12 protein-coding genes are annotated in these 12,765 nt (G+C 69.6%); 8 read left to right on the top strand and 4 right to left on the bottom strand.

Annotated elements, in window-relative coordinates; translation table 11 throughout:
• The coding region (locus tag D7V80_RS00005; RefSeq protein WP_120586213.1) for an AAA family ATPase at positions 1 to 1,293 on the top strand (1,293 nt) is incomplete at its 5' end.
• A gap of 20 nt (positions 1,294 to 1,313) precedes the next feature.
• On the opposite strand, the gene D7V80_RS00010 is transcribed toward D7V80_RS00005, so the two are convergent.
• Positions 1,314 to 1,682: a hypothetical protein gene (locus D7V80_RS00010; RefSeq protein WP_120586214.1), complete on the bottom strand. Its 369-nt coding sequence runs from the start codon at positions 1,680 to 1,682 to the stop codon at positions 1,314 to 1,316.
• 242 nt (positions 1,683 to 1,924) lie between these two features.
• Here D7V80_RS00010 and D7V80_RS00015 point away from each other — a divergent pair, with 242 nt between their 5' ends.
• Both D7V80_RS00015 and D7V80_RS00020 read left to right on the top strand, forming a co-directional pair.
• Positions 1,925 to 2,719 (top strand): alpha/beta fold hydrolase, encoded by a 795-nt coding sequence (locus tag D7V80_RS00015; protein ID WP_014394926.1) that lies wholly within the window; start codon positions 1,925 to 1,927, stop codon positions 2,717 to 2,719.
• A gap of 102 nt (positions 2,720 to 2,821) precedes the next feature.
• The gene (locus D7V80_RS00020) at positions 2,822 to 3,721 is read left to right on the top strand and encodes a DUF459 domain-containing protein (protein ID WP_120586215.1); all 900 of its coding nucleotides are present in this window, start codon (positions 2,822 to 2,824) and stop codon (positions 3,719 to 3,721) included.
• Positions 3,722 to 3,734: 13 nt separating this feature from the next.
• Here D7V80_RS00020 and D7V80_RS00025 read toward each other — a convergent pair whose 3' ends face one another.
• The gene (locus D7V80_RS00025; RefSeq protein WP_120586216.1) at positions 3,735 to 4,592 is read right to left on the bottom strand and encodes a general secretion pathway protein GspE; all 858 of its coding nucleotides are present in this window, start codon (positions 4,590 to 4,592) and stop codon (positions 3,735 to 3,737) included.
• Between the two features lie 70 nt (positions 4,593 to 4,662).
• Positions 4,663 to 5,034 carry a Spx/MgsR family RNA polymerase-binding regulatory protein gene (locus D7V80_RS00030; RefSeq protein ID WP_120586217.1) on the bottom strand — a complete coding sequence of 124 codons (372 nt, stop codon included), beginning with the start codon at positions 5,032 to 5,034 and terminating at the stop codon, positions 4,663 to 4,665.
• Positions 5,035 to 5,073: 39 nt separating this feature from the next.
• Here D7V80_RS00030 and D7V80_RS00035 point away from each other — a divergent pair, with 39 nt between their 5' ends.
• From D7V80_RS00035 to D7V80_RS00055, 5 genes are all read left to right on the top strand, one after another.
• The gene (locus D7V80_RS00035) at positions 5,074 to 6,444 is read left to right on the top strand and encodes a right-handed parallel beta-helix repeat-containing protein (RefSeq protein ID WP_120586218.1); all 1,371 of its coding nucleotides are present in this window, start codon (positions 5,074 to 5,076) and stop codon (positions 6,442 to 6,444) included.
• A gap of 144 nt (positions 6,445 to 6,588) precedes the next feature.
• Positions 6,589 to 7,626 carry a lysylphosphatidylglycerol synthase transmembrane domain-containing protein gene (locus D7V80_RS00040; protein ID WP_120586219.1) on the top strand — a complete coding sequence of 346 codons (1,038 nt, stop codon included), beginning with the start codon at positions 6,589 to 6,591 and terminating at the stop codon, positions 7,624 to 7,626.
• Positions 7,627 to 7,707: 81 nt separating this feature from the next.
• A complete protein-coding gene (locus D7V80_RS00045; protein ID WP_233585039.1) occupies positions 7,708 to 8,151 on the top strand; it encodes an SET domain-containing protein-lysine N-methyltransferase in 444 nt (147 codons plus the stop codon).
• A 195-nt stretch (positions 8,152 to 8,346) separates the two neighbouring features.
• On the top strand, positions 8,347 to 9,969 hold the full coding sequence (locus tag D7V80_RS00050; RefSeq protein WP_233585040.1) for a DUF1592 domain-containing protein: 1,623 nt from the start codon (positions 8,347 to 8,349) through the stop codon (positions 9,967 to 9,969).
• Positions 9,970 to 9,981: 12 nt separating this feature from the next.
• On the top strand, positions 9,982 to 11,355 hold the full coding sequence (locus D7V80_RS00055; RefSeq protein ID WP_120586222.1) for a DUF1552 domain-containing protein: 1,374 nt from the start codon (positions 9,982 to 9,984) through the stop codon (positions 11,353 to 11,355).
• 98 nt (positions 11,356 to 11,453) lie between these two features.
• Here the strand turns inward: D7V80_RS00055 and D7V80_RS00060 are convergent, their stop codons facing one another.
• Positions 11,454 to 12,740, bottom strand: a complete 1,287-nt coding sequence (locus D7V80_RS00060) for a pectin acetylesterase-family hydrolase (RefSeq protein ID WP_304986792.1) — start codon at positions 12,738 to 12,740, stop codon at positions 11,454 to 11,456.
• Positions 12,741 to 12,765: the final 25 nt, after the last annotated feature.

Consider the following 12,765-nt stretch of genomic DNA (forward strand, 5'->3'; position numbering starts at 1 on the left):
CCGCTGGTGCCCGTGGGCCTGGGCGGCGAAATCGCGGGCGGCAAGGACACCGGCCCCCTCTTCACGCAGGAGCAGGTGTCCCTCTTCGAGCGCCGCTTCGACGACGGCCACCACCTGGTGCGCGGCGTGGCCGGCAGCGGCAAGACGTACGTGCTGGCGCACTGGGCCGCGCGCTACCTGCTGGAGAACCCGCGCGCCCGGGTGCTGGTGTCCTTCTACAACCGCTCGCTCGCGCCGCTCGTGGACAAGCTGCTCATGGAGGCGCTCACCGTGCGCGCGGGCCCGGAGCAGGTGCGCCCGCTCAGGGCCCAGGTGACGGTGAAGCACGTGGGCGCGCTCCGGCGCCTGGAGCCCCACGCCTTCGACGCCGTCTTCGTGGACGAGGCGCAGGACATGGACGCCAAGGGCCTGGCGGCCCTGCACGCGCTGGTGCGCCCCATCGTGGGCGAGGACGGTCGCGAGTCCCGCTGCTTCCAGCTGTTCATGGACGACTCGCAGAACGTCTATGGCCAGGTGCCCATCGACAGCTTGAAGGAGCAGCTCCCCGAAGGGCTGTCCTTCCGCGGCCGCACCCGCGTGCTCAAGGAGACCTTCCGCGCCACGCGCGACATCCTCGACGTGGCCTTCAACGTCGTGCTGGATCCGCTGCGCCAGCACCGCGTCACCGACCCCGGCATGCGCGAATACATGAAGGCCGGAGAGCTGGCCCGCGAGCGGCTCCTGTGGCTGCCGGAGGAGACGCTGGAAGGCCTCTACCGCGTGCAGTCCACCGAGCGCGGCGGCGTGCTGCCCCAGGTGAAGGACTTCGCCTCCAGCACCAGCGAGGCGCGCTGGGTGGCGAAGGAGATCGCCCGGCTCGTGGGCGAGGAGGGCGTCCACCCCGGCGACATCCTGGTGGTGGCGCCGGTGATGCCCGCGTCGTTCACGGACGCCCTGCGCAAGGCGGGCGTGCCCGCGGAGGCCTACGGCGGCAAGGGCGGACGGGACGTGACGGACTTCCGGGTGAGCGGCGTGGACCACGTGCGCGCCACCACGGTGTTCTCCTGCAAGGGCCACGAGTGCCCCATCGTCTTCTTCGCGGGACTGGAGGCCCTGGACTCCATCGAGGCGTGGATGGCGGGCGCCCGCCAGCGCAACGACCGCGAGAACGAACGCATCCGCCGCGCGATGTTCTACGTGGGGGCCACCCGCGCGATGAAGCGCCAGTACCTCACCGGCGTGCGTGGGGGCCGCTTCCTCCGGGTGGCCGCGTCCTACGTGGAGACGCTGTCCGGCCACCGCCCGGCGCCCTGAAACACAGGGCGCGGGACTTGTTACATCCGCCAGCCGCCAGGGACGCCCGCGCTCTTGCCGAACGCCGGCTGCGCGTACACCTCACGGAAACGCGCACGCAGCAGGTCGAACGTCTGCTGGAGGTCCGGCGCCGCGGCGCGCGTGTCCGGCAGCTGTCCGCCCATCCGCGCGAAGCAGCGGCTCATGGCGCCATCCAGCCACTGCGCCACGGCGGCGGTGTCCTGGTCCTGAAGCCGCTCGAACACGGACAGGGCGCGCTCCAGCGTCTCGCCTACCAGCTCCGTGGAGTCGACCGCACTCCCAGCGCAAAGCTTCGCGGCCCGAACCTCCAGGGCCGGACGATGCTTGCGAACAAACTCCCCGAAGGCATGCAGATTCACGGTGACCATTCTTAACCCCTCGCCCCCTCGATGTCAGAACGCCGGACGCGAAAATCCTTGGCTTCCGGACACTGCGAATCGTGTCGGTGGAAAAGGGTGGTGGGATGAATCATGTATCACTCTCCGTCATGGCAAGCGAGGGACCGGGAGCACTTCCCTCGGGCCGTGGGTCGTGCGGGCCACCCGGTGGGAGCGGGCGGACCCAGGGGGCCAGCGTTGTTCTTTGGCGCGTTTCAAGGAAAGCGAGAGACATGCGGCGCACGGTGGAGCTGACGGACATGGCAGGGAATGACGAGGGACCTCGCGTCCTCTTGTTGCCCGGGCTGGGTGCGCGTGGATCGGGCTTTCGTGAACTGGCCCTGCGGCTGACGGACGTGGCGCGTCCCGTCATGGTCGAGTACCCGGAAGGCGAGCATGCCGCGTGCGGCGCGAGGGCCCTGGCGGAGCAGGTGCTGCGCGTCACGGGGAAGGTGGACGCGGTGGTGGCCAGCTCCTTTGGCGGCATGGTGGCGGCGCACCTGGCCGCGGGCGGCGCGACGCGCGGCGTGGCGTTTCTGGGGGCCTTCACCCGCACCGAGCACGTGGGGCCTCGCGGAAGGCTCATCGCGATGATGGGCCCCATCGCGGTGCTGGGGCGTCCCGGGCGCGTCGCGGCGTCGCTGGCGGCGTGGCGCCCGGTGGCCTCCCATCAGGTGGCGGACGTGGTGCCCACCACGATGCTGGAGCGGCTGACGACGCTGCGGCGCGCGTTCTCCATCCACGCGGAGCCGCCGCCGCCGGATCTGCGCCCGCTGAACGTGTCATGTCTTTGCATCCAGGGTGACCGCGATGTGCTGGTGCCGCCGTCCTCGCTGGAGCGATTGGCCGCGTCGCTGCCGGAGGGCACGCCCCGGCACCTGCTGCGCGGCGCGGGACACGTTCCCTATTTCTCACACCCGGAGGAGTGCGCGCGGCTGCTCACGCCGTGGCTCCAGGCGCTCGCGCCCGCGGGGCTCGCGGTGCTGACGGCCCGGGGGCTCGGCGCGGACGTGGGCAGCGCGGCCTGACGCCGCACGCGGCCTTGACAAGCCGCGCCCGGTACAACGGATTTACCCGCCCGGCGGGGGGGTGTACGGATGCGGGCGCGGGAAGTAGTTTCGCCTCCGCCGATGTCGACCCGTCCTCTTCGCGCGCTCCTCTTCCTGGCGTTCCTGTCCACCTCGGCACAGGCCGCCGCGGACTCCGTCCCCGGGCTGAACGCCTCGCCCGTACTGCCCACCGCTCCGGCCCAGGCCGCCGCTCCGGCGCCCGCGCCCCGCCGCACCGTGCTGTTGTTGGGTGACAGCCTCATCGCCACGGGCTTCGGCGAGTACCTCCAGAACCAGCTCTCCGCGCACCCTCGCATCCGCTGTGAGCGCCGCGCGAAGTCGTCCACGGGCCTCGCGCGCCCGGACTTCTTCGACTGGCTGGAGGTGGGCCAGCAGGAGGTGCAGCAGCACCAGCCGGACGTCGTGGTGGTCATCCTGGGCGGCAACGACGGGCAGGCCCTGCACACGCGGCAGGGGCGCGCCACCGTGGCCTGGGGCAAGCCGGACTGGCAGGGCGAATACCGCCAGCGGCTGTCGGACTTCGTCACGGCCATCTCCGCGCCGGGCCGCAAGATCGTCTGGCTGGAGCTGCCCGCCACGGGCCGCCAGCGCTTCGAGCAGAAGCTCGCGGTGATCCGCGACCTGCAGCGGGAGGTCATCGCCGCGCGCGGGGACGCCGTGCACCTGGACACGCGGCCCTACTTCACCGACGCGCGCGGCAAGGCGCTGAAGCAGGCCCGCGTGGAGGGCTTCCGCAAGCCCATGCGCCTGCGCATGACGGACGGCGTGCACTTCACCGTGGCCGGCGGGCGCTACTTCGCGAACAAGGTGTACCCGGAGGTGCTGGGCGTGCTGGGCCTGGAGCACCCGGAGCCGGAGGAGCAGCACACCACGCGCCCCGCTGGCGCTCCGGTGAAGCCGGCGATGCAGGCCCTGGCTCCGGTAGCCCCGGCGGCTCCGGAAGCTCCCACGAAGCCGTAGCGGCCCTCCCGCGTCAGGAGTGGCGCGGCCAGGAACTCTCGCTGCCCGAGTCGGGACGCAGCCTGCGCACGGCGCGCAGGAGCAGCTCCTCGTCGCGCGGGTTGGCCAGGAAGCCGCGCGCCCCCAGCTTGCGCGCCCTTTCGAAGCCCTCGTCGTCCGACGTCCCGTGGACGATGAGCGCGCCCTCGATGTGGACCTCGCCCGCGAGCAGCCCCTCCATGGCCTGGAGGGGGGCGAGCACCACGTCGTTGTCGCGCGTGTGCAGCACTTCCAGCGGCGTGGCGACGCGCGACGGGATGCCGTTGCGCGCCAGCGTGCGGGAGATGAGCACCGCGGTCACGGGCGGCCAGCCGTAGAGCATCAGCGGCGGGCTGGGCACGGCGGGGCGGGGCGGCTCCTGCGCGGCCCCGGCCGTCTCGCGGATGCCATAGAGGGCGCTGAGCGCGCGGGACAGGGCGCCGTCGGAGGCCAGGTGCGGCTCCACGCGTGCCTTGCCGGACACGGCCCGCACGTCATCCACCGCGTCCAGCGACAGGGGCGCGGGAACGGCCAGGTGCAGGACCTCCTTGTCCTCGCGCGTCTCCAGCCGCAGCGGCACGACGCCGTACTGCCGGGCGATGCGCGCGGGCACCAGTCTGGTCAGGGCGCGGTCGAGCGGATGCCGGTCCAGGTCCACGGCCTCCACGTCGAACTGGATGGCCAGCCCGCGCAGGACGTCCGCCTCCGTGCACACGCCCTCGCTCACCAGGGCGCGGCCCAGCGGGACATGGACCTCGTGGTGGTGCACCAGCCCCAGGCGGAGCTGGCCTTTGTCGACCACTCCCAGCTCCAGGAGGATCTCCCCCAACGGGCGTCTGGTTCCGATTTCCATGCCCACTCAAGGTGGCAACCGGCCCCGCACGCGACGACGGTCGGACGGGGGCTCGTCCGCCCGCCCGCCCTCAGGACCCGTGAAGGGGGAAGAGCGCCTCGTAGGCCTCCGGCTTGAATCCCACGGTGACGGCCTTCTTCGTGACGAGCACGGGCCGCTTCACCAGCTTCCCGTCCTTCGCCAGCCACTCCACCAGCTCCGTGTCGGAGGCTGCGTCTATCTTCTCCTTGCCGAGCGCGCGGTAGCTCTGCCCGCTGGTGTTGAGCCACTTGCGCACGGACAGGCCGCTTTGGGGAATCCACTGGCGCAGCTCCGCCACGGTGGGCGGCTGGTCCACGATGGGGCGCGTCGTGTAGGAGACGCCTCGCGCCTCCAGCCACTTCAGCGCCTTCTTGCAGGTGTCACATCCGGAGTACGCCAGCACGAGGATGTCATCGGACATGCGCGGGCTTCTACCAGACCGCTTCCGGGAAGAGAGACCATGAACCGCCCCGCCACGCTCCACACCGTCCTGTCCATCCTCTGCCTGCTGGGAGGCGGGGTGGGGTGCTCCGGCGAAGTCGAACCGGTTGCAGAGGTGCCGTCGGGCATCGTGCCCGACAGCGGCACCCCGGACCGCGACGCAGGCACGTCCGATGCGGGCACGGCTGACGCGGGAACAGCCGACTCGGGGACTCCGGACCGCGACGCGGGCACGGCTGACGCGGGGGCGTCCGATGCCGGTACCCCGGACGCGGGCACCGCCGACGGAGGCGTGGTCATCCCAGCGGACGGCGGCACGCAGGTGACGGGCACGCTTCCCGCGCGCCTGACGCTGGCCGGTTCTCCGTACCGCGTCGTGGGCAACGTCCAGTACGTCGTCACCATCCCCAAGGGGCAGACGACGACGGTGGAGCCGGGCGTGGTCATCGACTTCAAGGGCAACCCCGCCGTGACGGAGGCGGACGTGCGCGACGGCGCGCAGGACGTGATGAACCACCAGAACGGCCGCGTGGAGCTGCGCGTGTACGGCCGCATCCTGGTGCAGGGCACCGCCAGCGCTCCGGTGACGTTTACCTCCACCAATCCCCACGGCTGGTGGGGCATGAACTTCTTCGGAGACCAGTCCAAGGGAGACGGCGACCCCGTCTTCCGGCACATGGTCTTCGAGAAGGTGCGCAAGAACGACTACAACGGCGACCGGGACCGCACGCGCGGCGCGCTGTGGGCCTACTACCCGGGGCCGGTCACCATCGAGCACTCGCTCTTCCGTGACAACGAATCCTCCGGCAAGTGCGGCGCGCTGGACCTGATGTTCACCGACGGCTCGGTGGTGACGGACACCGTCTTCGAGAACAACCGCACCCGCGACATCGACCGGTTCGCCACCGGCGACGGGGCCACGTCCGGCGGCGGCGCGATGTGCGTCACCCACGGGCGCAACTCCATCGTGCGCGGCAACACCTTCCGGAACAACACGCTGTCCGCCTTCCGGGGCAGCCGGTCCAACGCGCTCCAGCCGCGCACCTACGAGGTGTGGCCCAACGGCACGAACCACTACGACCTGGGCGGCGGAGGAGCGCTGCACTACTTCCAGTCCGACCACGACCTCATCGAGAACAACGTCTTCGAGAACAACGCCGCCGTGCGAGGGCCCGGCGCGGCGCTCTACCTGGAGGACGTGCCCAACGCGGGCGTCACCCTGCGCGGCAACACCTTCACCGGCAACCAGGCTGGCGCCGGGGGCGTCATCGTCTGCAACCGGGGCAGCGGCGACGCCACCGAGCTCGTGCTGGGCGCCGGTAACACCTTCAGCGGCAACACCGTCAATGGCGCGGCGGCCCCGCAGGTGACGGGCGACTGCGCCCGCTGAAGAGGGCCCTCTGGAAGTCGCCGGGGCCTGGAGCCCCTGCCCGCCCGCATGGAGGGCAGGCAGGCCGCCATGCTTCAGGACCTGCCCCACGGGGCCGCGAAGCGCATCCTTCCGGAAGCCAGCCCATTCCCCGGAAGGAGACGCATGGAGGGCACTCGCGCCGGACCCATCCCCACCCTGGAAGAGCCGCTGGAGGTGCCAGCGAAGCGACGGCGGGGCTGGTGGATTCCAGGGGTGCTGGTGCTCGTCGCGCTCCTGGCGTTCATCCTCTCGCGGCACAACGAGGAGAAGCAGTTCCTGGAGCTGTTGAGGCAGGCCCGGCCCGCGTGGCTGCTGGTGGCCGCCGCGTGCCAGGTGGGCACGTACCTGTGCGTGGCGGGCATCTGGTGGATGGTCCTGCACCGGGCGCGCATCAAGACCTCGCTCTGGTCGCTGGCGCGGCTGTCGCTGATGAAGCTCGCGTTCGACCAGGTGATTCCCACCGGCGGCGTGGGCGGGTCGCTGCTCGTGGGCCGCGGGCTGCGCCGCCAGGGTGCGAACCCCGGCATCGCCGCGGGCGCGGTGCTGCTCACGGTGCTGTGCTTCTACGTCGCGCAGGCGCTGGGTGTGGGCGTGAGCCTCTACCTCCTCTGGCGCAGGTCCGAGCTGAACGATTGGATCCAATGGCTCGTCACCGGCTTCGGCGTGGTGGCGTTGATCATCCCGCTGGGCATCCTCTGGGCCACGCGGCACCGCGAGTGGAGGCCGGGCCGCTTCGCCCGGCGCATCCCGTCCCTGGGCACCCTGCTCAAGGCCATCGCGGAGGTGCCGCCCGGCATGCTGCTCAACCCCGGCCTGCTCGCGCGCGGCGTCCTCCTTCAGCTGGGCGTCTACGTGCTGGACGCGGCCACGCTGGGCGCCATGCTCCAGGCCCTGGGGCAGGAGGTGCCCCTGAGCACCGTGTTCGTCAGCTTCATGGTGGCCTCCATGGCGGAGACGGTGTCCATCATCCCCGGGGGGGTGGGCACCTATGAGGCCGCGTCCGTGGGCATGCTCAACCTCTTCGGCGTCCCGGTGGAGGCGGCGCTCGCGGGCACGCTGCTCCTGCGCGGCTTCACGCTCTGGCTGCCCCTGCTCCCCGGCCTGTACCTGCTGCGCCACACCTTCCGCCGCAGCCCCGTGGCCGGTGGGCAGGCAGGCTGACTTCTCCGGAAGTCGCGGAAGGCTCCGTGCCCTCGCCGCCGCTTCCCGTGGCTGCCCGTCTTGCGCGATGGTTCGCCTTGCGTGGACGACACTGGAAGCGAGAGCGAAGCACTCATGAACCTGGGCCCGGCGCTGTTCCTCCATCCCGGCGTGAAGGTCCGGCCGTGTGAGTGGGGCATGGGCGTCTTCACCGACACCTTCATCGCCGCGGGCGAACTCATCGAGGAGTGCCACTACCTCAAGGTCCCGCAGCGGCTGTGCCGGGGCGAACCGCTCGACGATTATGTTTTCGAGATTAGTTGGCACCGCCACGAGCAGCACCGCCATGGGAACTGGGTCGCGCTCGTGATGGGCTACGGGATGATCTACAATCACGCGAGCGATCCCAACGCGGAGTACGGCCGCGCGGAGGACCGCGATGTGTTCCGTTATCACGCACTGCGGGACATCCACCCTGGTGAGCAGATCTTCATCAGCTACGGAGACAACTGGTGGAAGGCGCGAGGTGAGGAAGTCCCTCCCTGAGTCGCTTCGCACCGTGTGCGCACCTGACCGTTGCGTTCGCACTTCCTGCTCCGTGAGCGCGGCTTCTTCGTTGGGGAAGCGTGGAAACGCGCGGAAATGAATTCGCCCCTGTCCGCGTGGGGGGCAACCAGTACAATGCAGGTCGCCTGTGCGCCGGTGCTTCAGGCCGCGCGGATGCGAGGAATGCCAGACATCATGCCATTGCGTCGTTTCTACCTGTCCTCCGCTCTCGTGCTGTCCGCCTCCGCCTGCACCGGCAACATCGGTGGGCAGGACGCGGAGCTTGAAAGCGCGGCGGCCCCCGCTCGGGTGCGCCGGCTGACGCGCGACGAGTACAACAAGTCCGCCTCCGCGGTGCTGGGCACCGAGGTGGACATCGCCCAGGGCTTCGCGGCCGAGGACACCATCCTCGGCTTCTCCACCCACGAGCGGCTCCAGGTGACGTCGCTGCTGGCGGATCAGCTCGACACCGCCGCGGTGACGCTGGCGGAGCAGGGCAAGTCACAACTCAGTGACCTCTACGCGTGCCCCAAGGGCAAGACGCAGGACGAGTGCGCGCGGTCCTTCATCCAGCGCGTGGGTGAGCGCGCCTTCCGCCGGCCGGTGACGGCGGAGGAGGAGACGGACCTGCTGGCCCTCTTCAACGAGGGCAAGAAGGGCGGCACCATGGCGACGGGCGCGGAGCTGGTGCTCCAGGCGCTCTTCTCCTCCTCGTCCTTCCTGTACCGCACGGAGCTGGGGCCGGAGACCGCCCGCAAGGGCCAGGTGGTGGAGCTGACCGCCTACGAGCTCGCCTCCGAGCTGTCCTTCATGGTGACCGGTGGTCCGCCGGACGCCACGCTGCTCGCCTCCGCCAAGGCCGGCACGCTGTCCTCGCCCGACGAGCGCGAGGCCCAGGCGCGCCGCCTGCTCAAGACGGAGGCCGCGCAGGTGAAGCTGCGCCAGTTCTTCGTGGAGTGGCTGGGGCTGGGCGGCCTGGCCAAGGTCAACAAGAACAACCTGGTGTACCCGGACTACAGCGTGGACTTCCGCGACTCCATGGTCCGCGAGCGCGACGCCTTCCTCGACTTCATCGTGAAGGAGCACTCGGGCTCCGTGGCGGAGCTTCTGGGCGCCAACTACTCGTTCGTGGACGAGACGCTGGCGAACTTCTACGGCGAGCTGGAGCGCACCAACGTGGATGACACCACGGGCCTGGGCCGCGTGACGCTGCCGCCGGAGCGCCTGGGCATCCTCACGCAGGCGGGCGTGATGTCCACGTACGCCCACTTCGACTCGTCCTCGCCCATCAAGCGCGGCAAGTTCGTGCTCACGCGCCTGCTGTGCCGCACGGTGCCCGCGCCGCCGGCCAACGTGTCCACCATTCCCCCGGCCCTGTCGGAGGACGCCACCACCCGCGAGCGCTTCGCGGCGCACACCGACAACCCCGCGTGCGCCAGCTGCCACAAGGTCATCGACCCCATGGGCTTCGGCCTGGAGGACTTCGACGGCCTGGGCCAGCACCGCACGGAGGAGAACGGCAAGAGGGTGGACGCCAGCGGCGCCGTGATTGACAGGGACGGCACCACCAACCTGGGCAACTTCACCGGTGGCGCGCAGCTGGCGCGCTACCTGACGACGAGCGAGGAACTGGCCAACTGCGTACCGCTGCAGTTCGTGCGCTACGCCATGGGGCGTGACGAGCACGCCTCGGACGCGGAGCTGCTCGCCGCCATGCGCACGGGCCCCTACCGCACGGATGGCCTGAAAATCACCGAAGCGCTGGTCAGCCTGGTGCGTTCGTCTTCCTTCACCCAGCGGCGTCTGCCCACCCGTTGAGCTTTGACTTCCATGCCCCGCGACTTCTCCCGACGCAGCATCCTGAAGCTCCTGTCCGGCACGGCCATGGCGGCGCCCTTCGCGCACCTGCTCACCAGCTCCGTCGCCGAAGCGGCGGACGCCGCGCCCCTGCGCTTCATCGCCCTGTTCACCCCCCACGGCCTCCTGCCGGAGTACTGGGTGCCCAAGGGCAATGACACGAATTTCAACATCGACTTCGAGAACTCCGTCCTCCAGCCGCTCCAGCGCCACCGGGACAAGCTCCTGGTGCTGGACGGCCTGGACTACCGCGTCCTCTACGAGCACGGCCGCACCGGCCACGAGGGCGGCCCCGTCACCTTCCTCACCGGCAGCCAGGTGGAGGTGTCCAGCGGTGACGAGCTGCCCTCCAACGCGTCCCTGGACCAGGTGATTGGCAACGCGGTGGGCGGCTCCACCCAGTTCCGCTCGCTGCAGCTGCACGCCTTCGAGCAGTTCGGCGCCCAGCACGTCTACAACAGCATCTCCTTCACGGAGAACGGCTCGCGCGTGCCGTTCGAGCTGAACCCCGCCAACGTCTACAAGCGGCTCTTCGCCAGCATGGGCGGCTCCGAGGCGGAGGCGCAGGCCATCCTGTCCAAGCGCAAGAGCCTGCTGGACTACCTCATCAAGGACGCCACCCGGCTGAAGTCGCGGCTGGCGGCCGCGGAGGGTACCAAGCTGGACACGCACCTGGCGGCGCTGCGCGACATCGAGCGGCGGCTCACCAACTCCGGCGCGCTCAGCTGCTCCGCGCCGGCGAAGCCCGCCAACACCGACCTGGGCGACATCGACAACATGCCCGCCCTCACCGAGCTGCACATGGACCTCATCGCCCGTGCGTTCGCGTGTGACTTGACGCGCGTGGTGACCATGACCATCCCCGGCCCGTCCATGCCGTGGATTGGCATCGACGAGGACATCCACAACGACATCGCCCACCGCACGGACACCCAGTCCGAGCCGGCGCGCACCGAAATCCGCCTGCGCATGGTGGCGGTGCAGCGGTGGTACTCCGAACAGGTGGCGCGGCTGATGGACACGCTCAAGTCCATCCCGGAGGGCAGCGGCACGGTGCTCGACAACACCGTCATCCTGTGGGGGAACGAGCTGGGCGACGCGGCCGGCCACATGAACGTGTCCATCCCCACGGTGCTGGCGGGCGGCGCGGGCGGGAAGTTCCGCATGGGCCGCATGCTGTCCCTGCGCGCCGGGAAGGACCCGCTGGGCTCGTGGAAGGGCCCGGGCACGCCGCTGGAGGGCGCGGTGCCGCACAACAAGCTGCTCACCTCTATTGCCCAGGCCTTCGGCGTGAACGTGGACCGCTTCGGCCACGACGACTACGCGGGCACGCTCGACCTCAGCTGAAGCCTCCTGGGCGGCCTGAAGCGGCCCTTGGAAAAGACAACGGGAGCGGACCCCTGGGGCCCGCTCCCGTTTTCATTTCAGCGAAACGACGGTGGGGACTACCCGCCGAGCGCGCCGTTGATGAGGGGCGCGAGGATGCTCATGCCCGCGTCCTCGTTGTTGTAGTTGTTGGCCGGCTCGTAGATGCGGACGCGCTGGTTGCCGTTGATGAAGCGCGACAGGAAGACGTCCATGGGGACCATCTCGCTGTGGCAGGCCCAGGACTGCCACGGGCTGTCGATGTACTCGTACCAGTACTTCTTCTCCATCCGCTGGCAGGCGTGCGCACCCACGAAGGTGATGATGGTGCTGCAGTGGCTGGCGTTGATGGCGCGGTGGTGCGGGATGAAATAGCTGAAGTTGTTGTACTTGTTCAGCTCGTTCACGAACGCATCCTGGTCCTGCTTCCAGTACGCGTGGATGGACGCCTGGTCGTTGGGCGTCTTGAAGCGCTCATACGAATAGCGCGAGTAGTTGTAGTCCAGCGTGTAGCCCGTGTACGCGAGCTGATCGTTCGGGAACTCCGTGGCCACCATCTTGTTGATGGAGCCCATGTCGTTGGTGGTGAAGCTGGCCGGCAGCTGGCTGAACACCGAGTCCAGGTTCCACGACGAGCGGATCTGGTTGTGCAGCGGGCGCGACAGGGAGTTCGCGTTCGGCGCCATGAAGATGGGGCCGGAGTCGTTGATCATGTACCCCTTGGCCGGGTTGATGGCCTTGCGGATGAAGTAGTACCCGGCGGAGGTGGACGTGCCGCCCGCGCTGTAGCCCGTCACCAGCAGCTTCTGCACGCTGGGGAAGTTCTGCTTGGCGTAGTTCGCCGCGGCCAGCGTGTTGTTGTAGCCGTTGTGGTACCAGGTCAGCGGCGCCTGGCCGCCGGTGGTGTCCACGTACGTCTTGGCGTTGTTGCCAATGTGCACGTCGCCCGTGCAGTAGGGCAGGTAGACGATGTTCCAGCCCTTGGTGACGATGTCCTTGCGGTCGCGGAAGGGCAGGCCCGGGTCCGCCCCGTTGACGATGGGGGACACGTACTTGGCCGTGAACTGCGTCATGTAGTCGTCGGCGATGCCGTTGGGGTTCGCCGCGCCCAGGATGCCCAGGCGGCCGCTACAGGAATCGTAGTCCCAGCACGCGCCACCGCCCTCCATCATGAACAGCAGGTTGGGCGAGTTCGTCTTGTGCACGAAGAACTTGTACTGCGAGCCGTTGCCACACTTCAGGCCGGGCAGCGCCACCTTCTGCCAGGGGTAGGTATTGCCGCCGTCCACCAGCACGTCGACGATGCCTTCCACCAGCACTTCGGCATGCGCGGCGCCCACGGGGGCGGAGAGGGCCAGAAGGCTCATCCAGAGAAAACTTCTCATGCGGCTT

The sequence above is a fragment of the Corallococcus sp. CA054B genome (genome assembly GCF_003611625.1).
GTDB classification, from domain to species: Bacteria; Myxococcota; Myxococcia; order Myxococcales; family Myxococcaceae; genus Corallococcus; species Corallococcus coralloides.

Bases quoted from the DNA above. Each gene is read 5' to 3' on its own strand.
- D7V80_RS00030 (WP_120586217.1), bottom strand. From the start codon at position 5,034: ATGTCCGATGACATCCTCGTGCTGGCGTACTCCGGATGTGACACCTGC.
- D7V80_RS00035 (WP_120586218.1), top strand. From the start codon at position 5,074: ATGAACCGCCCCGCCACGCTCCACACCGTCCTGTCCATCCTCTGCCTG.
- D7V80_RS00040 (WP_120586219.1), top strand. From the start codon at position 6,589: ATGGAGGGCACTCGCGCCGGACCCATCCCCACCCTGGAAGAGCCGCTG.
- D7V80_RS00055 (WP_120586222.1), top strand. From the start codon at position 9,982: ATGCCCCGCGACTTCTCCCGACGCAGCATCCTGAAGCTCCTGTCCGGC.
- D7V80_RS00010 (WP_120586214.1), bottom strand. From the start codon at position 1,682: ATGGTCACCGTGAATCTGCATGCCTTCGGGGAGTTTGTTCGCAAGCAT.
- D7V80_RS00060 (WP_304986792.1), bottom strand. From the start codon at position 12,740: ATGAGCCTTCTGGCCCTCTCCGCCCCCGTGGGCGCCGCGCATGCCGAA.
- D7V80_RS00050 (WP_233585040.1), top strand. From the start codon at position 8,347: ATGCCATTGCGTCGTTTCTACCTGTCCTCCGCTCTCGTGCTGTCCGCC.
- D7V80_RS00025 (WP_120586216.1), bottom strand. From the start codon at position 4,592: ATGGAAATCGGAACCAGACGCCCGTTGGGGGAGATCCTCCTGGAGCTG.
- D7V80_RS00015 (WP_014394926.1), top strand. From the start codon at position 1,925: ATGCGGCGCACGGTGGAGCTGACGGACATGGCAGGGAATGACGAGGGA.
- D7V80_RS00020 (WP_120586215.1), top strand. From the start codon at position 2,822: ATGTCGACCCGTCCTCTTCGCGCGCTCCTCTTCCTGGCGTTCCTGTCC.